The organism is Salisediminibacterium halotolerans, assembly GCF_003814815.1.
GTDB lineage: Bacteria > Bacillota > Bacilli > Bacillales > Salisediminibacteriaceae > Salisediminibacterium > Salisediminibacterium halotolerans.
Map to the genome: position 1 here is coordinate 171,635 of NZ_RKQQ01000001.1, position 18,402 is coordinate 190,036.

The following is an 18,402-nucleotide window of genomic DNA, read 5'->3' on the forward strand; positions in this document are numbered from 1 at the left end:
AATTTCATGTATGTATCTTCAGCATTAACGAAAAAGATCCTCCGGAATAACCTCCGGAGGATCGTAAAATGAACCGATTCTTATTGCAGCAGTTGCAAGACGTTTTGCGGTTGCTGATTAGCTTGCGCGAGCATCGACTGTGACGCTTGACCAAGAATGTTCGCACGAGTTTGCTCCATCATTTCCGCAGCCATGTCAGTGTCGCGAATACGTGACTCCGCAGCAGAGAGGTTCTCTGAAGCGTTATCCAAGTTGGAGATCGTGTGCTCTAAGCGGTTTTGAACGGAACCAAGATCGGATCGTTGCTCAGAAACATTTGTAATAGCGTCATTGATGTTTTCAATAGCTGTATTAGCCTGATCTTGAGTGGAAACATCAATTGTCTGATCGAGGTCAGTAGTAGCATCAGCATTATCCAACGTATCGGTTAAAGCATCTGCAGCAAAAATACCATCACCTAGAGCATCAGTACCAGTGGCGCTCATATCTCCAATTTCTAATTCAATGTTTTGGTCTTCATTGGCACCAATATGGAAAGTCCCATTAAAATCTCCATCTAATAACTCTTGAGTGTTAAATTCTGTATTATCGGAAATACGATCAATTTCTTCAACGAGCTGATCTACTTCTGCTTGAATGGCTTCACGGTCGCCTTCGTCAACGTTCGTGTCGTTCGCTGACTGTACAGAAAGCTCACGCATGCGTTGCAGGATGTCATGTGTTTCGTCAAGCGCACCTTCGGCTGTTTGAATAAGCGAGATGCTGTCTTGCGCGTTGCTGCTTGCTTGGTCCAAGCCGTTAATTTGCGCGCGCATCTTTTCGGAGATGTTCAGTCCTGCTGCATCATCACCTGCACGGTTGATTTGCATGCCGGAAGACAGTTTCTCCATCGACTCCTGCTGTGCTTGGTTGTTCGTTTCCATTTGGCGATGCGTATTCATCGCCGGGATGTTGTTGTTAATAATCATAAGTAATTCCTCCTTGAATTTTTCCTTCGGTCACATCCTTGTGAGTGAAGGGTCTGGATTAAAGTGAAAGGGAAGACCGTCGGCCGCCGGTCTTCCGTATTCACCTTTCCCTCCCTATATCGGAGCTGTTTTAATAATGTTTAGGGATTTTTATAATTTTTTCTAATAAAATTTTATTGCATACAAAAACCGCCCCCGTGGTTTTTCGCAAGGGCGGTTCAGATGGTTTAGCGCAGGGCGTCGACCCAGCCGCGGCGGATGATTTTGACCATCGCGTCGGTGCGGTCGTTGGCGTCGAGTTTTTTCAGCAGGTGGCTGATCACGGTGCTCACCGTCGATGGTGCGAGGTAGAGCTCTTCGGCAATTTGCCGGTTGTTGAAGCCGTCGAGGATGTGCTGCAACACGCGGATTTCGTTGGCCGTAAGCAGGTGCTCGACGTCCGGTTTGCGGATTTGCAGCTTGTTGATCGGGCGGTCGCGCATTTTCTGCGCATGAATCTCTTCGACGAACGCTTTATGTACCGATTGTTCTAAGTAAATGTTGTACTTGTCGAGCGTTTGCAAGACCGCTTTTGTTTCATCGATGAACTTCGTCAGTGAAACGATGCCGTGCAGCTCGTAATTTAAGTATGGAAACAAGTTCCGGCTTGGCGTGCCGTCAGTAATAATCATTTTCTTTACGTGTCCGGGAGCCGGGACGGACAGTTCAGCTTCGAGCCACTTCATCGTTTCGTAGCGGTCTTCGCGGATGAAGTAAAAAATGTAGGTGATGTTTTCGAGATCGTCCATCGGTTCTTTATCGACGATAACTTCCTGGTCATGAAGATTATTCACGAGCGCAGAGTGTTTGTCACGAGTCAGGGTGTGTTCGCGATCGATAAAGAGAACCTTCTCATTCGCCACCGAGTCTTGCGTTTTTTCAAAGGTAGGCATAGGTGGTTCCCCTTTCTTAAAAAACAGTCTACCTCAAGGCTACGGCTTGACCCGTTAAACGACAAGTTTCGATAGTCTTGAAAACGATCGGACTTTTCTTGTTTCATTTGCGCCAAACCGTTCAATTTTTTCCACGAGAGCTTATTATTAGAAATTTTCTCCTGCGTCCTGTGGAGGTCACTCGTTTGAGTGTCCGTCCTCGTTGACAGCTTGATGCAATTGCTTGAGCAAATCGAGCGAACCGGTATCGGCTGCTTGGGCGTTTTCTTCTTGAATCGCGAGGTAGACTTCTTTGCGGTGAATGTCGATGTTTTTCGGGGCATTGATGCCGAGTTTGACTTGATCGCCGTCAACGGACACGACCGTCAGCTCAATATCGTCGCCGATTTGAATCGATTCGTTTTCTTTACGGGTCAGTACGAGCATCGTTTATTCCCCTTTCTTCCCGGCCGGCTGCGCCGCTTTCAGCGGATGGCGGGTATGATATTCCGTCTCGGTCAAGGCAATCTGCTTCGCTTCGCGCGTGCGCGTATTAACGACGATCGGCCCGCGCAGATTCGCCGTTGATGCCTGAAGCGTGTCTTTCAGCGTCAAAATCACCAACAGCTGCACTTCCGCCGGATCCGCAATCGCTAAGTCCTCAACGGTCTGATCCGACAATTTCGCCTCATAGTCCGGGAAAAAGGTAAACGGCGTCATCACGACAAACGCGAGCCCCGGTTCATTCGTTGATTGTAAAATATAAAACGGCGTCGCCTCTTCGCCAAACGGCAATAAGGCAAACGTCTTCTCCTCTTCAAAACTCGGAATCCCGTTGTTAAAGTGCAGGCACTGCTCATCCGTCACCGTCACTTTACCGTGGTATTTCGTCTCAATGTACATGAAAATCCCTCCGTAAATCGTCGTTCATTACGTCCTATTGTAACGGATTGCCAATCGAAATGATACAAACACCAAAGCTCAGATCATTTCGTGATGACCTCCATTTAAACCGTTTTGATTCGACTTTGCGAATTCTTACTTTCTCTCATAAGATACGGTCTTTTTCCCGATCAGTTCTTTATCTATTCTATTATCCTTCTTTGAACCCAACACATTTATTAGGGAAGTTATGAAGCCACTCCTTCGACTCCTGCGGGAAAACAGATGATCTATTGAGCACCTGCATGTTTATTCTTTCTCGATAGAGAGGAATTATGAGACCGGAGCAAACTCGACGCCTGCGGGAAAAGCAACTGTCGAAGACCCCGCAAGAAGCGGTCTCGCTTCTGAGGAGGCTGAGGCGTTGCCCGCGGCAAGCGAGTTTGTGCAGGGCTCATAACCTCCTGTATTCTATATATCTCGAAAAGAAAGAGCTGAGGCGTTGCCCGCGGCAAGCGAAGGATAGCGGCTTCATAACTGACGAACCTAAAACTTCATGCAGAAGCTCAGCCATTAGATCTAAGCTCTGATTTAGATAAATCAAATTAGCAGCCGCGGCTGCTTTTCTGTTACAGCTGCCGGTTCACGTGCGAACCGGCAACACTGATATGAAGCTGATTCTTTTGTTCAACGTACGTATTCGTCTCCCAGCGCGGAATGCGCAATTCGACATCGTGCGTTTCGACATCAAACTGCGCCTCAGCGCGCTCAATATGAAAGTTGACGCCGCCCGGCGCAAAATCAATCTGCACTTTCTCGGTTCCCGTCGGCACTTGCGCGTAATTGACGTCTTTCGGCGCACGCGTCCCTTTTTCCCGGGCAATTTCCGGAATCGCTTCGACACCGTCTTCAATTCGCTTGAGCATCTCCCCGTGCCGCGCCGTTTCCGCGACGTACTGCAAAGCAGACTGCTGGGCGCGCGCCGCGTGTTCCGCCGTCCGCTGCAGCGGTCCCTTTAAATCGGCATCGGCAAACGCGGCGGACTGATCAATCGAGAGCTGCGGGTCGTAGTGCTCGAGATGAAACGCGCCGTGCAAATCGGTTGATATGCGCACGTCCGCATCGCGCTGCGCCATTTCCAGCGGCGGCTCGTGCGTCTCTAGTCCGAGTTTCACCGGCGTGCTGTCGATTTGTAAACGCGGCATCTCCATCGAAGCTCCTCCTCATCCCTTCAAGCTATCAGCCTAAAAAGTCCATCAATGTCGGCTGAATGATCCGCCCGCTCGCTGACAGCGCGGCGCGGTGAACGTTTTCCTGTTCGAGCAGTTCGGTAATCACTTCTTCCATCTGCGCGTCTTCGTTATCCGACATAATCCGCTCGGCGGTGATCGACTGATCGGCAATCCGGTCTTCGATCATTTCCACCCGGTTCATCCGCGCGCCGAGTTCCGCGCGCTCATCCACGATGTTGTTGATCTGCCCGTCGAGTCCGTCCAAGCGGCCGGTCAATTCCTCGCCGCTTGCTTCCGGGTCGCGAAGCGCGTCTTCTAATTGATGCAATTCAGCAAACAATTCTTCCGAGTAGACGTTATCCGGATCGATATTGACCGGCACGTTGACGCCTTTTAACAGCTCGATCTCAACGTCTTGCTCGTTTGTCGAGGTCGCGTTTTCGTTCATCAGCGTCACCTCACGCGCAAGCACTTCCTCGCCGTCTGGCGCCGTGATCGTCTCGACGTCACCGGCGCCATCCAATGCGACCTCGATCGATTCGCCGCCGCCATTTGTAAACACGTACGTGTCGCCCGCGCTCTCCTCGGCATCAAACGCATAGCTTTCCCCGTTATGGACGAGCCGCTGCTCCGCCAGCTCCTCGTCGTCCATCTCTTCCAGCGCGGCCAAATCGGTGTTCATTTCCTCCGGATCAACCGGCGCATTCGTCGTGTCTGTCCCGTTAAAGACGTACTTGCCGTTGTTTTGCGTATTCGCCATCGATTCGATGTGTTCGCGGAGCTGGCCGACTTCCGCGGCGATATTGGCGCGTTCATCGGCGTCGTACGAGTCGTTCGCCGCCTGCACCGTCAATTCGCGGATCCGTGTCATCGCATCGGTCGTCTGCCCGAGCGTATCATCAGCCGTATCCATCCAGTTGTGCACTTCCGACGTGTTGCGCTCAAACTGCTCCATCTCGCCGACTTGCGAGCGGTAGCGCATCCCGTTCATCGCGACCACCGGATCATCCGACGCCCGGGTAATCTTTTTCCCCGTCGAAAGCTGATCCTGCAGCCCCTGCATCTTTTGATAATTGTTGCTGAGGTGATTCAACGTCCCGCTTGCCAGCATTGATTGTGTTACCCGCATCTATTCACACCTGCTTTCTCGTAACTTCTAATAAATACAGCTGCCTGCCTCGATTGACGATAAGCGGCTGAAATAGTTCGTCATTGGAAGAAGAAGTTGATGAGCCTGGAGCAAACTCGACACCTGCGGGAAAAGCAACAGTCGAAGACCCCGCAGGAAGCAGTTTGTGCTTCCAAGAAGGCTGAGGCGTTGCGCGCGGCAAGCGAGTTTGTGCAAGGCTCATCATTCCTTATATAAAAACATACCAGCTTTTCAGCCGTCTTCCGTTATCTGCCGACAATGCCCATTTGATTAATAATCCGATCGAGCATCTCGTCCACCGCGGTGATGCTTCGCGCCGCGGCGTTGTAGGCGTGCTGAAACTGAATCATATCGGTCATCTCTTCGTCGAGCGACACGCTCGACACCGAGTCGCGGTTTTGTTTTACCGATTCGAGCAAAGAGCCGGTATTGTCTTTCATCCGCTCCGCTTCATTCGTCTTCACCGCCATCTCGCCGATCACGCCTTGATAATAGCTTTGCACATCGGTCGTGTCGCCGTCGAAATCCAGTTCGGCATCTTTCACGTTCGCCAAGGCGAGCGCATTCGACCCGTCGCCGGCAAACGCTTCCTCGGCTGCTTCGCCGTCGTCGGCTGCCGCTGAAGCAGCGATGTTATCGGTGCTGTCACGGACCGCGTCTGACACGCGTACGTTTTGCGCCGCATTAGCGCCGTCAGCAAAGGTGAAAAACGGAATGCCGTCGCCGCCGTTTGCTTTTTCGCCGTCGGCAATTTCCGCCAGCGACCAGCCCGATTCGTGCACTTCGTTAAACTCAGCAGCAAAGGTTGTAATCATTTCGTCAAGCTTCGCCATCATTTCGGGAAAATCGCCTTGCACATTCGCCAGGTCAGGATTTTCCGCGCCGCCTTCCGCGTAACCGTACGCTTCAATCTTCGCGGCCAACGAGCCGCTCGACTGGAAGAAATCCTCGATTGCCATCGCCTCGCGGCTTTCCCCGTCCGCGTTTGTCAGTTCGTCGGTGTCGTAATCGGTATTAACAAGCGCTTCGTTCGTAAACGACACTCCTGTGACCGGCGGGTTTTGCGCGTCGACCGCACCGTCATCGGCGTATTCGAGCGCAATCTGGTTGTAATCGAGGTTTTCGCCGTCGATCAGCTCAATCCCGGTTTCCTCACCGTCGTTATCGACCATATGAATCGTGTAGGCGCCTTCCGCGCTGTCTTTCGCGTTGCCGCCGCTTTCGTTTCGTTCAACGGAGATGTTGATGTGCCCGGACAGTTCGTCGACGAGCAAGTCGCGCTGGTCGTAAAGATCATTCGGCAAATCGCCGTGCGGTTCGACTTCAGCAATTTGCGTATTCACCGCGTCCAGACGGTACAAAATCGAGTTGATATCGTCTTCGTTGACGCTCAGTTCGTTGCCGTAGTCGGACTGAATCTGCTCGAGCGAATCGGATTTGTAGTTAAACGTCTCCGCCAGCGCCTCGCCGCGCTGGCGCACTACTGAGCGCGCACCGGAATCTTCCGGGTCGGACGATAAATCCTGGAGCGCATTCCAGAACTCATCCATCGTGTTCGTCAGTCCGTCGTCGGTCGGCTCGTTCATGACATCTTCCATTTTATACAGCGCCTCGTGTTTCGCGTCCCAATACCCGTGGTCATTGTTCTCCGCCCGGTACTGCACGTCGAGAAAAGCCTCGCGCACGCGCTGGACGTCGTTCGCTTGAACGCCGGTGCCCATTTGGCCGGGAATGCCGGGGCGGTTAAACGCGGCGTTCGGAAAGCCGTCGGACGCGGTCATATTCGTGCGCTGGCGCGAATAGCCTTCGGTGTTGGCGTTTGATATGTTGTGGCCGGTCGTATGTAAGCCTGCCTGCTGGGTGCTGAGCCCCCGTTTAGCCGTTTCCAGGCCGTGAAAGGTTGAAAGCATCGGTTTCTCTCCTTTATGTGTTAAAAAATCGGCCGCGACAAACCGGTCAGCCCGCTACGCTTTCGAATCGAACAGCGAGCGGACCGGGCCGGCATCGGCTTCCGCATCATCGGCCGCTTCGCCGGTGCCGGAATAGCCGGCGTACGTTTCGTTGCCGACGGTCATTAAATCGAGCGACATGTTGACGAATTTGAGCGAATCGTTAATCAGCAGCTGGTTGCGCTCGTTTTGCACCTGCAAAGCGCGCACTTCGCTGACGAGCTGATCGGACCAATAGGAAAGCTCGCTGCGCACACTTTCCGGAAAGTGCGGCAGGAGCTCATCCATCGTCGCATCTTCTTTAAAGATCCCGTTCGCCTCTTTCCAATTCTTAACGAGGTGAAGCCGGGTGTTTTCCAGCTTGCGAAGCTGCTGAATCAAGGGCGACTCCGCTTTCATCACGTCTTCAAGCTCGGCCATATCACCTTGAATAATCGCCTGTTCTTTTCGTTTCGCCTGCTGATTCAACTGCTGATGCACTTTTGTCAGCGCCTGCATCACTTGTACGAGCTGCTTTGTCACACTTGTCCCTCCCGGCTGTTAGCGGCTGTCAACGTCAGCTTGTCTTTAATTCCAAAACTCATAAAACTTCCGCGCCGTCTCTTGCGCGTTCACTTCGTACGTGCCGTTTTTCACCTGTTCTTTTATCTCGTTAATCCGCTCCTGCTTCTCAGCTGAACGGTTCTCCTGCGATTCCGCAAGCTCTTTTGCTTCCTTTGAAATCTCGACTTGATCCGACCGCGTCTGTTTATCATGCGCCTGCTGTTTTTGCGCTTCCTGCAGCTTCTGATACGCATTGACCGATTGCATCGGATTAATTTTCATCGTTTGGCACCTCCATCGTCCGCACTTTTATGCCGCGCGGGCGTTACTACTCTTATTATCGGCGATTTTCTTCAACAGTTTAAGCATTGCGCCGAAAAATCGCAAAAAATGCGACGAAAGACCGCCCCCTGCCGTCAGCGGCGGCGGCGGTTGACTCTATCCTCAAGCGTCGAATACGTCTGCACTTTCGCCCGTTCCTGCTCATCTTTCCGCTCTTGAAACGACTTCTCCCGCTCCGATGCGGCAATCCCGTCGTTAATCTCCTTGCGGCACGCTGCGCAAATCCGCCCCTCGCGAATATCCGCGCCGCATTTCTCACACGGAAACGCCAAATTCGGAAACTGCGACAGCCGAAGCCGCCCTTCGCGCAGAAACTGAATAATCACATCTTTGTCGACCCCGGTATGCGCATGCACATCCTCCAGCGACGCCTGCCGGTTCTCGCGCTTACGCATATAACCGCTCACGAGCTCAAACTGCTCTTCCCGCTTGCGCGCACACTCCTCACAAACCGGCCGCATCGCCTTCACAAACAACTTGCCGCACTCCGGACAATTACTTAAATCCGCCATCGCCGACCCCTCCGTTTCATTTCCCCGTTTCCCCTTATATCGGCCGCACACACCCCTCTTTCCAGTCCAAAATCGACACAATTAACTGTCAATATCTGCTACATCGCCCGCCCGCGCCAATGTCAGCGCCCGGACATCTTTCACCCCTTTTTGATAAAAAACCTCGCCGATGCTTTGCAACGTTGCCCCCGTTGTATACAGATCATCGACTAACACAATCTTGAGCTCGCCCCAGCTGACGGTCTCCTCGCCGGGGGCTTGCGCCTTGGCCGCAAAACACCCCGCCACTGACGCGAGACGCGCATTGCGCCCCCGCTTGCTCTGCTTCCCCGCCGTCGTTCCCGTACGCACGAGCAAATCCTCCCGCGGCCTCAACCCCGCGGCCAAGAGCGCCGCCTGGTTGAATCCGCGCTCGAGCAGCCGGTCCGGCGCCAGCGGCACCGGCACCGCCGTATATCCGCGCGCAAAGCTGCGCCCGAGCCGCGCCAGCTCCGGCGCAAACACCTCAGCCAGGGCGGCGTCGCCGCGGTACTTATACTGCGCCAACACCTCCTGCATGAAGCCGTTGTAGCGGTACAGCGAACGGTTCTGCACCCGTTTTTCTCCCCCGGACGGGGCGCGCTCCCAGCGAACGCAGTCGCGGCAGCGCCCCCCTTCCGCCCGCTCTGCATCCGCCGGGCGGCCGCAGAGCGTACAGCCGACCGCACCGATCGGCGCGAGGCGCCCGCGGCAGTCGGCGCAAAACGCCGCCCCCGCCTGCACCCCGCAAAAGCCGAACAGCCCGGCCCACGACAACTCCGCTTCGATCCGCGCGTCACAATACAAACAATGCGTATTCATCAGTCGAGGTCGATCTCGGCGAGGACGGCGGGCGCGGCGCCGAGATCGTAAACGGTATCTTTGCCGCGTTCCAATTTCACCGCGCCAACCGCCTGCACGAGACGTCTCGCTGCCAATTGATCGGGCACGCCGAGAAACACGGATGCGTCCGCGGCGGAAATATAGCGGCTGTATAAAAACATGTAATCGACAAGCGCCCGCGTGTGTGCCGCCGGCGCGAACGTTTTACAAGCCGGACAGTGCCACGTTTTCGGCAGCCTTGTCATAACACGCAGGCACGCCGGGCACTGCACGCCCGTTTGAATGTCGCCGCGGCCGAGGCCGAGGCGTTCGGCGGCAGGCATCGCGTACGTATCGGGGATGTGCCAGGCGTTGATTTGCTGCGCGAGAGCTTCTAGCCGATCAGGCGTGTATGCGGTTTTTCCGCTTCGGTATTTGCGGCGCAGGTTGTCGATCTTGCGGATGAGCTGGGCGCTTTTGCAATGGGGGCCGGCGAGGTTTTGGGTGTTGGTGAGTTGGAGTTTGTCGTTGGCGAAGAAGACGGTGTAATCGACGGGGAGGTCGCAGCCGGCGCGGTCTTTCAGCAGCTGTTCGAGTTTTTCTTTGCGCAGGCGGGCTTGAGCGTCCGGGTTCGGCTCGACCTTCTCATCTCCGTCGCTGCGGCGGAAATCGCCGTTCGGCTGAATGGTGTACGTGCCGCTCCAGCATTTCGTTTCGATCAGAAAGATCATTTCCGGAAAAAGAAGCAGGCTGTCGATCTGGAAGGGGGCGGCTTTGTGCGGGAGTTTGAGCGCTTGAAAAATGTAAGTATCGCGGTCGTCATAAAGGCGGGTATAATAGTCGGTTTTTTCTTCGCCGAGATACCCCCATTTGCGGTGCCGGCAGAGCGTTTCGAGTTCGGCTTTTTTCGGGTGGCTGTCGGCAATCCGCCGGAGCAGGCATTTTAAGTGCATGTATTCTTGCGGAACTGTCCGTTCTTTAATAATCACTGGCAATCGCTCCTTTAATCGAGGTGGGTATTCATTTCGACCGTTTCTGCGTTCATCGCTTTAATATGCCGGACGGCGCACGCCATTTCTGCGGTGCGGCCGTGATGAAAGAAGATGACGTCGCCGGCGGGGTCGGCCGGGTTGCGCCCGGCCCGGCCGGCGATTTGCACGAGCGCGGATTCGGTGAAGATGGCGTCTTCCGCGCCGAGGACGGCGACTTGCACGCCGGGGACGGTGACGCCGCGTTCTAAGATCGTCGTCGTGAGAAGCAGGCGGATGGCGCCGCTGCGAAAGCGGGCGACCTTGTCCGTGCGGCCGGGATCGGCGGCATGGACGTGGTCGAACGCGTCCGGGGACGGGAGGTCGGCGGCGAGGGCGCGGACGAGGGCGGCCGCGGCGTCGTCTAATAGCGCAACGCGCGGGAGAAAGAGAAAGACGGGGCGGCCGGCCGCGAGCTGGGTGCGGAGCCAGCGCAAGAGCGGCGGCGGAACGCGGCCGCGGGCGCGGAGCCGTTTGTGCCAGTCGCCGGCCCAGCATAGCGTCGGCACGGGCAGGTCGTGGCCGTGGTAGCGGCGCGGGATGCGGATATGCGGGAGGCGGCCGCTGGCGGCGGCCTGCTGCATATCCCGCGGGGGCGTTGCGGTTACGTAGACGGTGAGCGCGTCCGCGGTTGCGGCTTCTGAAACGGCATGCGTCAGTTTTTCATCAGCGGAAAACGGGAAGGCATCGACTTCATCAATGATGCAGACGGGAAAATGACGCCGGTAGCGCATCGCCTGATGAGTCGTACAGATCACAAGTTCGGCTTGCGGAAAACGCTCGTCCGCGCCGCCGTATAACGCTGCCGTAACGGTATCCGGAAACGCCGCGGCAAAACGGGGCGCAAGTTCTAACACGACGTCCGTCCGCGGCGTGGCAATCATCACCGGAAAGCCCGACGCAAGCGCCTCGCGCACCGCTTGAAAGAGCATTTCCGTCTTGCCCGCGCCGCAGACAGCCCAAACGAGAAACTCGCCGCCGCCCGCACCGGAAGCGAGCCTCTCAACCTGCGCAGCCAATTTTCGCGCGGCCTGAGCCTGGGCCGCTGTCAACGTTCCCTCCCAAGCGAGCAGGACCGTGCGCGGCTGATAAACACTCTCCGGAATCCAGCCAACAAATTGCGCGCATTCGCTGACCCGCCCCATCATGATGCATGCCCGGCAGTAGGGGCACTCCTTGCCGCAATGGGCACACGGGTACGACCCGAACAGCCGCGCTTCCTCGTTGCCGCAGCGGCCGCAGATCCGTTTTCCGGCTGCGTTTCGTTCAAATGCCGGAGATACTTGCACAAAACCGGCGTCAATATGCGCATTCAGCTCTTCACGCGTCACCTTTCGGCAAACTTCCGCATCGAGGAGCTTGCGTCCGGTCAACAGACGCTGCAGGGCCGAATCGGGCGTAAAGACAGACGTATCCCTTGTCATCAGATCACAGCCTTTTTATGAGATTGTTCAGTCGTTAAAGAGTAAGGGAAAAATAAAGCGCGGACGATCCGGCAAATTACCGGACCGCGGCTTTTAGAATAAATGCGGGGATTACACGGTTAAGCGGGCTTCCGTCCAGCCGATGCCGAGGCTGCCTTCTCCGATATGCGTTCCGATCACCGGACCGAAATGACTGACGGTGACGTTGCACGCAGGGTGTTGGCCGCGAATCTCAGCGGCAATTTCTTCCGCTTTGTCCGGACGGTTCGCGTGAATAACGGCAATTTCGAGCGCTTCGCCGCCCGCGGCATCTTCATCCAAGAGTGCGCGGATTTTCGCAAGCGCTTTTTTCTCCGTGCGGACCTTTTCGTACGGCACGATCACTTTATTTTCAAAATGAAGCACCGGCTTAATTTGCAACATGCTTCCGACGATCAATTGCGCTCCGTTGAGACGGCCGCCGCGGTGCAGATGGCTCAAGTCGTCGGCCATAAAATACGCGCGCGTACGGGTTTTCATGTCGTACAGATGATCCATTATTTCTTTGACGCTTTTACCTTTTTCGGCCAGTTTCGCTGCGGTTAACACAAAAAAACCTTGCACGTAACAGCTGATTTCGGAATCAAATACGTGCACGCGGGCATTTTCGGTCACGTTTGCCGCTGTCAGCGCCGTCTGATGCGCGCCGCTGATCCCGCTCGAGAGAGTCACGACGATAATGTCGTCATACGTTTTTGCCAGTTCCGAAAACGTCTCTTCAAACAGACCGACCGGCGGCTGCGACGTTGTCGGCAGCTGCTCGGCCGACTTCATTTTTTCATAAAATTGCTCCGCGGTAATATCCGTTTCTTCTTGAAACGTCTCGTCGCCGAATATAACATTTAGCGGCACCATCGTGATCCCGTATTCGCTTCGCTCTGCTGCCGATAAATAAGCGGTGCTGTCTGTGACAATCGCGATTTCACTCATAGAACGTCCACTTCTTTCCGTGATATTTTCAAGATCCGGTAACAACCGGAAAACCTGTCTCTTATCTTATCAACAGGCTGATCCCTTTGTCTATTCCGGAACGCTCAGCTCAGCACAAAGACGCCGAACCTTTTAGCGGTCCGGCGCTTAGTGCAACAAGATCAGTTTACCTGCACCCAGCCGTTTTTAATCGCTTCAACTACCGCTTGCGTCCGGTCGTTCATGTTCATCTTTTGCAAAATATTGCTTACGTGGTTTTTCACCGTTTTCTCCGAAATGTACAGCGTCTCGCCGATCGCACGGTTGCTCTTGCCGTCGGTCATCAGCTGGAGCACTTCACATTCGCGGCGCGTCAACAAGTGCAGCGGCCGGCGGTACTCCACTTCCCGAAAACCGACTTCGGAACGTCCGCCGCCGTCGCTCGCGAGGCGCCGGTACTCGCTGATCAAGTTGTGGGTAACCTTCGGATGAATATACGCGCCGCCGTTGCCGACAACCCGAACCGCTTCAATTAACGCCTCGGTATCCATCTCTTTTAACAAGTACCCGCTTGCACCGGTTTTCAGTACGTGTGTAACGTACGATTCATCATCATGAATGGAAAGAATCAGCACGTTGACATTCGGGAATGTTTCAACGAGCGTCTTCGTCGCTTCCATGCCGTTCACTCCCGGCATATTGATATCCATCAAGACAACGTGCGGTTTATTCTGCCGCACCAAGTCGAGCACCTCGTCGCCATCGTTTCCTTCCGCGACGACTTCCATCCCCGGTTCCATCGATAAAATCCGTTTGACCCCCTCGCGAAACAATTGGTGGTCGTCAATCAGTATAATACGAAGCTGTTCTTCAGTTGACATGACAATTCCTCCTTCATGGTAAATTAATGGCAATGATTTGTTTTGATTATTGGCTTAATTCGTCTGTCATCCATCTTTTAGCATCGTGCAAATGGTTTAACTTGTATATCCGTCCAGCAACGAAATTTTATAGGACTCTTTTTTGTTTCAGCTGTCAGAATGCTCTGCTGCCGGCTCACTCGCATCTATTGGTATATGCATCATAATCAGTGTTCCTTTGCGCGGCTTCGAGTCGATCGTCAATTCGCCTTCCAGCATGTTGACTCGTTCTTTCATGCCGACGAGTCCAAAACTGTCCTCGGACGCCTCTTCAGTCAGAAAGCCTTTGCCGTCGTCGCGGACGAGCGCCGTCGCCCGGTCTTTTTTCAAATCAAGTTTCACTTCAATTTGATCCGGTTCTGCGTGCTTTAGCGCATTTTGCACGCCTTCTTGAATAAAGCGGAAAATCGCGATTTCTATATGCGAAGGCAGGCGCCGGTCATCGCCGACGTTTTTGAAACGGATCGTCACAGCGTCATGATGATCGTCGACTGTCCGTAAATATTTCGCGAGCGTCGGTGCTAAACCGAGATCATCGAGTGTCATCGGGCGCAGATCATAAATGATCCGCCTCACTTCGCTCAAAGTCGACTGAACCATTGCCCGGAGATCGCGGATTTCTTCCCGCGCTTTCGCGACGCTCTCTTGATCGAGCACTTTTTCGACAAGCTCTGAACGAAGCATGACGTTCGCCATCGACTGCGCCGGGCCGTCATGAATTTCCCGCGACAGTTTTTTCCGCTCTTCTTCCTGCGCTTGGATAATCCGCACACCGAATTTTTGCATCTCTTCAGCGTCGTGGACAAAGTCCGACACAGCTTGCAAATCGCCGCTTAAATAGTGCAGAACCGCATTGATTTGATTAATCAGCTGGTCAGCCCGTTCAATCGTATCGCGCAATTTCAGCAGCCTGCGCTCAATTTGATCCCGCCGTTCCCGGAGCTGCGTTTCTTCTTGCTGTAAAACAGCGAGCTGAATTTGATAATCTTTCGCTTGTTCGTACGCTTCTTTTACTTCTTCATCAGTATACGAACCGAAATGCTTGCTCACTTCCGCAAGGCGATTCCGGGCAAAACGTGAATGCAGTTCAGTCCTTTCGGAACGCTCGATCACATCCACGACTTTTTGCTGAATGTCTTTTAATTCCTTGTTTAACTGCTCATATTCCGAGCGGGAATCTTCGCCGATTTCAAAAATTTCTTCTTTGCTTTTGGCGACCATATCCATCATATTATCCAAGATTTGGTCAATTGATGAAGCTGAATTCATGCGACCCCCTCTTTCCAGATGCACTGCATGTTGTGATAATCTTGACTGAGGAGCGCCGTTCACTGGAATAAGTCGCGTCCCTTCGACGATTTATGGGGGTACCCGTAAAAAATCGGGGGAAATCGTCATGTTTAATTCTTCATAGAACGGGAGTCCTCCCCTTTCATCATATGCGAAAATATCGCATTTGTCTAAGAAAGTTGTTAAACTGTCAGAAAGAAAATTCACACAGCATGACGGGAGTATAAGCCTTTTGGACAAGGCCTATACACACTATACCCGATATTTGTGAATTATCCCCCCGGATTACACAACTTTTTAACTTTTTTTAATCCGACTGAAATGAGGAGAAAGCAGATGTTACCTTCGTATTACACAGTGAAAGGGTACGGCGAATATGAATATGTCATCCAAAAATCGCGCTTTATTACATACGTTGACCGGGTCGCCTCAGAAGAGGAAGCGCACGCGTTTATTGAGCAAATCAAAAAAAGGCATCATGACGCAGCCCACAACTGTTCCGCTTATATGATCGGCGAGAACAACCTGATTCAAAAAGCCAACGATGACGGTGAACCTTCCGGCACGGCCGGCGTCCCGATGCTTGATGTGTTAAAAAAACGCGACTTAAAAGACACTGTCGTCGTCGTCACCCGCTACTTCGGCGGTATTAAGCTCGGCGCAGGCGGTTTGATCCGTGCGTACGGAACAGCGGTGAGCGAAGGGGTCAAAGCAGCCGGCATCGTCGAACGCCGGTTAGCCGGCGTTTATTCGGCAGCCTTTTCGTACAGTTATCTCGGCAAAGTCGAAAACGATATCCGCTCGTCCCGCTTTTTGTTAAAGGAAATGGCTTATCTCGAACAGCCGACCTTGTATGCTTACGTCGTATCCGGTGAAGAAGAAACTTTTAAAAATTGGATCGCCGATATTACCAACGGCACGGCAACGGTCAACCACGAAGAAGATACCTACCTCGAATACCCGGTCGAAACCGGCTAAACGCAAGAAACCCGGATGACAAGACTGTCATCCGGGTTTCTTAAGTATGTTCGGTTAAACTTTAATCCGCTCGCGCATTAAATCGAGCCGTTTTTCACCGACGCCCTGAATCTTAAGCAAATCGTCGACCGATTGAAACCCCTTCACGCGGCGCCGTTCATTTATAATCCGGTGAGCAAAATCTGTCCCGACGCCGGGAATATACAGGAGCTGATCGAAATCAGCCCGGTTCAAATCGATCCGGCCATCTTCCGCCGCTTCTTCCGTTTGCTCGGGCAAATCGGTTTTATCGGCCGGCTTTACTGCTTCATCAACGCGTAAACTGTTTGTGCATTGATTTTTAACTGGTTTTAATTCTTTGAAAAACGGCAGCAGCCAGCCGATCGTCACAATCGCCGCTAACACGACGAGCACACGCTTTAACATGACTCTCTCTCCCTTGCCTTAAGATAATACATCGTGATCGACGTAGCGTTCCCCGTTCATCGCGCTGACGACATTAATCGCCACTTCAGCACCGTGCCCCGCTGTCACGATCGTATGAACACTCACGCCTGCGCACGTGCCTGCCGCCCAGACGCCCGGCATCGTCGTCCGTCCGTCGCGGCCGGCATCCACAATTTTTTTAATTTTCGGCTCCGTTCCTTCTTTAACCGCGATGCCGGATGCTTCGGCGACTGCCGGCGCTACGCCTGTGGCCAAAATTACTTGCGCCGCTTCGTACACACCGCTGTCCGCTGACACACGCACCCCGCCGTCGATCGCTTCAACGTTGTCAACTTTTGCCCGAGCCGTTTCTGTCCCGAAGCGTTTCGCCTGTTCAATTCCTGTTTCGACAAGCTCCGGCCCGGTAATCTCTTTCACGCCGTAATGATTTTTCACCCACGCCTTTTTTGTAATGCTCGTATCATTATCAAGCATCAACGTGGATTTTCCCGCCTTTGCCGCAATTAACGCGGCACTCGCTCCGGCAGGGCCGGCTCCGACAACAATGATATCATACATGGTTGCATCGCTCCTTTTTAATTAATGATCGTTTCTCTCTATTTAACCGTTTTCCTCCGCGAAGAAAATTCAAACCTTCACTTCTGGAAAAACAAAGGAATTATTTCCTGCAAAGACGGAGCTGCGGTTTTTCCGCAAGCAGATCGGTGTTTTCCCGATGCTTAAATCGGTTATCCTAACAGTAGAGATTCTAGTAAGGAGGCATTCGCATGTCAGATGAGAAACAGGAATTAAAAGAACGGATTATGGCCGAACTGGAAAATGTGATAGATCCGGAACTCGGAATCGATATCGTTAACCTCGGTTTAGTGTATGAGATTCATCTCGACGACAGCGATAATGTTGAAGTGGAGATGACGCTGACAGCAATGGGTTGTCCGCTTGCCGGCACGATCGTCAGCGAAGTGAAAAACGCGCTGAGCGATTTGCAGGAAATTCGTGAAATCGGCGAAGTTGACGTTAACATTGTATGGAGTCCGCCGTGGGACAAGTCAATGATGTCCCGTTATGCGAAAATCGCCCTCGGCGTCGCCGAGTAAGCGGAAGTTTTGTCCCGAACAAATATGTTCGGGACAATTTTTTGTTACGGGAGCACGCGGTAGCCGACACCCCAAACCGTCTCGATCACCTTTTCATGATAACCGGATTCTTTCAGTTTATCGCGGATATTTTTCACGTGCGAATCAATCGTCCGGCTGTCCCCCTCACCGGGGTCATCCCATTCAAGCTCGAGCAATTCTTCCCGGCTGTAAACCCGGCCGGCATTTTTCGCCATCCGGTAAAACAGCATAAACTGCTTTTGCGTCAATACGATCAAGTGATTTTCGTAGCGCAATTCATAATATGCCGGATAAAACGACAGCCCGTGGATCGTCCATTCGCCGTGTTCATTTTTATCGGCTCCGGTTTTGCGCTGCAAAAGCCATTTTAAGCGGAGGACCAGCTCTTTCGATTCAAACGGTTTAATTAAAAATTCATCGCTGCCTTCTTCCATCGCTTCATCGGCGAGCATAATATCCTCCGCTTTCACGAGGGTCAAAACTGGTATCAAACCGTTCTGTTTCCGACTGTGACGCTGCAGCAATTCGTAGCGGTCTTTTCTTAATAAGTTTATATCAACGATGATTGCCATCACCGATTCAGACTGTAATATCGTTTTTGCCTGCGGCATGTGCTCCGCTTCAGCTGTTTCATAGCCTTGATCCGCTAAAATAAACCGGACCCAGACCCGGGTTTCTTCATCATCTTCGATAATTAATATCCGCTCCGTCACATGTCTCCTCCCCCTCTCGTTATTCTGCGTAAAGATTGACGGCACAAGCCGTATATCACATTTTACTCTTATACAGCCAATATTTGAAGGAATAAGAGTTTTTTTCATCGTCATGACATACGAATGTTACGAACGTAACCTGATTGTTACCTGAATAGATGAATTGTAATTACATTTACAAACTTTCTTGATATTTTCATTCTATAC

21 protein-coding genes are annotated in these 18,402 nt (G+C 53.0%); 2 read left to right on the top strand and 19 right to left on the bottom strand.

Going from position 1 to position 18,402, the window contains the following annotated elements:
• Positions 1 to 80: 80 nt before the first annotated feature.
• The 16 genes from EDD67_RS00825 to EDD67_RS00900 all read right to left on the bottom strand — a co-directional run bounded on the left by EDD67_RS00825 (position 81) and on the right by EDD67_RS00900 (position 14,918).
• Positions 81 to 968, bottom strand: coding sequence for a flagellin N-terminal helical domain-containing protein (locus EDD67_RS00825; protein WP_121439303.1), 888 nt, complete (start codon positions 966 to 968; stop codon positions 81 to 83).
• A gap of 227 nt (positions 969 to 1,195) precedes the next feature.
• Complete coding sequence (locus tag EDD67_RS00830; RefSeq protein WP_121439304.1) at positions 1,196 to 1,900, bottom strand: response regulator transcription factor; 705 nt, start codon at positions 1,898 to 1,900, stop codon at positions 1,196 to 1,198.
• Positions 1,901 to 2,077: 177 nt separating this feature from the next.
• Positions 2,078 to 2,326 carry a carbon storage regulator CsrA gene (gene csrA / locus EDD67_RS00835; protein WP_121439305.1) on the bottom strand — a complete coding sequence of 83 codons (249 nt, stop codon included), beginning with the start codon at positions 2,324 to 2,326 and terminating at the stop codon, positions 2,078 to 2,080.
• Positions 2,327 to 2,329: 3 nt separating this feature from the next.
• Positions 2,330 to 2,782 carry a flagellar assembly protein FliW gene (fliW, locus tag EDD67_RS00840; RefSeq protein WP_121439306.1) on the bottom strand — a complete coding sequence of 151 codons (453 nt, stop codon included), beginning with the start codon at positions 2,780 to 2,782 and terminating at the stop codon, positions 2,330 to 2,332.
• A gap of 608 nt (positions 2,783 to 3,390) precedes the next feature.
• Positions 3,391 to 3,972: a DUF6470 family protein gene (locus EDD67_RS00845; RefSeq protein ID WP_121439307.1), complete on the bottom strand. Its 582-nt coding sequence runs from the start codon at positions 3,970 to 3,972 to the stop codon at positions 3,391 to 3,393.
• 28 nt (positions 3,973 to 4,000) lie between these two features.
• Positions 4,001 to 5,122, bottom strand: coding sequence for a flagellar hook-associated protein FlgL (gene flgL / locus EDD67_RS00850; RefSeq protein WP_121439308.1), 1,122 nt, complete (start codon positions 5,120 to 5,122; stop codon positions 4,001 to 4,003).
• 266 nt (positions 5,123 to 5,388) lie between these two features.
• Positions 5,389 to 7,053, bottom strand: a complete 1,665-nt coding sequence (flgK, locus tag EDD67_RS00855; RefSeq protein WP_121439309.1) for a flagellar hook-associated protein FlgK — start codon at positions 7,051 to 7,053, stop codon at positions 5,389 to 5,391.
• A gap of 54 nt (positions 7,054 to 7,107) precedes the next feature.
• Positions 7,108 to 7,614: a flagellar protein FlgN gene (locus tag EDD67_RS00860; protein WP_121439310.1), complete on the bottom strand. Its 507-nt coding sequence runs from the start codon at positions 7,612 to 7,614 to the stop codon at positions 7,108 to 7,110.
• A 45-nt stretch (positions 7,615 to 7,659) separates the two neighbouring features.
• Positions 7,660 to 7,917 (bottom strand): flagellar biosynthesis anti-sigma factor FlgM, encoded by a 258-nt coding sequence (gene flgM / locus EDD67_RS00865; protein WP_093072815.1) that lies wholly within the window; start codon positions 7,915 to 7,917, stop codon positions 7,660 to 7,662.
• A 134-nt stretch (positions 7,918 to 8,051) separates the two neighbouring features.
• The gene (locus tag EDD67_RS00870; RefSeq protein WP_121439311.1) at positions 8,052 to 8,489 is read right to left on the bottom strand and encodes a TIGR03826 family flagellar region protein; all 438 of its coding nucleotides are present in this window, start codon (positions 8,487 to 8,489) and stop codon (positions 8,052 to 8,054) included.
• Between the two features lie 81 nt (positions 8,490 to 8,570).
• Positions 8,571 to 9,083, bottom strand: coding sequence for a ComF family protein (locus EDD67_RS00875; protein ID WP_123875784.1), 513 nt, complete (start codon positions 9,081 to 9,083; stop codon positions 8,571 to 8,573).
• A 245-nt stretch (positions 9,084 to 9,328) separates the two neighbouring features.
• Positions 9,329 to 10,318 carry a nuclease-related domain-containing protein gene (locus EDD67_RS00880; protein ID WP_121439313.1) on the bottom strand — a complete coding sequence of 330 codons (990 nt, stop codon included), beginning with the start codon at positions 10,316 to 10,318 and terminating at the stop codon, positions 9,329 to 9,331.
• Positions 10,319 to 10,332: 14 nt separating this feature from the next.
• Positions 10,333 to 11,781, bottom strand: a complete 1,449-nt coding sequence (locus EDD67_RS00885; RefSeq protein ID WP_121439314.1) for an ATP-dependent helicase ComFA — start codon at positions 11,779 to 11,781, stop codon at positions 10,333 to 10,335.
• Positions 11,782 to 11,892: 111 nt separating this feature from the next.
• Entirely contained in the window at positions 11,893 to 12,750 is an 858-nt protein-coding gene (locus EDD67_RS00890) for a DegV family protein (RefSeq protein ID WP_121439315.1), read from the bottom strand.
• A gap of 161 nt (positions 12,751 to 12,911) precedes the next feature.
• Entirely contained in the window at positions 12,912 to 13,610 is a 699-nt protein-coding gene (locus EDD67_RS00895; protein WP_093072820.1) for a response regulator, read from the bottom strand.
• Between the two features lie 147 nt (positions 13,611 to 13,757).
• Complete coding sequence (locus EDD67_RS00900; protein WP_093072821.1) at positions 13,758 to 14,918, bottom strand: sensor histidine kinase; 1,161 nt, start codon at positions 14,916 to 14,918, stop codon at positions 13,758 to 13,760.
• Positions 14,919 to 15,275: 357 nt separating this feature from the next.
• Between EDD67_RS00900 and EDD67_RS00905 the strand changes: the two genes are divergently transcribed.
• The gene (locus tag EDD67_RS00905) at positions 15,276 to 15,917 is read left to right on the top strand and encodes a YigZ family protein (RefSeq protein ID WP_121439316.1); all 642 of its coding nucleotides are present in this window, start codon (positions 15,276 to 15,278) and stop codon (positions 15,915 to 15,917) included.
• 54 nt (positions 15,918 to 15,971) lie between these two features.
• Here EDD67_RS00905 and EDD67_RS00910 read toward each other — a convergent pair whose 3' ends face one another.
• Both EDD67_RS00910 and EDD67_RS00915 read right to left on the bottom strand, forming a co-directional pair.
• A complete protein-coding gene (locus EDD67_RS00910; RefSeq protein ID WP_121439317.1) occupies positions 15,972 to 16,343 on the bottom strand; it encodes a ComEA family DNA-binding protein in 372 nt (123 codons plus the stop codon).
• Between the two features lie 18 nt (positions 16,344 to 16,361).
• Positions 16,362 to 16,922 carry an FAD-dependent oxidoreductase gene (locus EDD67_RS00915; protein WP_093072824.1) on the bottom strand — a complete coding sequence of 187 codons (561 nt, stop codon included), beginning with the start codon at positions 16,920 to 16,922 and terminating at the stop codon, positions 16,362 to 16,364.
• 209 nt (positions 16,923 to 17,131) lie between these two features.
• On the opposite strand from EDD67_RS00915, the gene EDD67_RS00920 reads away from it, so the two are divergent.
• Positions 17,132 to 17,461, top strand: a complete 330-nt coding sequence (locus EDD67_RS00920; RefSeq protein WP_093072825.1) for a metal-sulfur cluster assembly factor — start codon at positions 17,132 to 17,134, stop codon at positions 17,459 to 17,461.
• 44 nt (positions 17,462 to 17,505) lie between these two features.
• Here EDD67_RS00920 and EDD67_RS00925 read toward each other — a convergent pair whose 3' ends face one another.
• The gene (locus tag EDD67_RS00925) at positions 17,506 to 18,195 is read right to left on the bottom strand and encodes a response regulator transcription factor (protein ID WP_158638169.1); all 690 of its coding nucleotides are present in this window, start codon (positions 18,193 to 18,195) and stop codon (positions 17,506 to 17,508) included.
• Between the last annotated feature and the right edge of the window lie 207 nt (positions 18,196 to 18,402).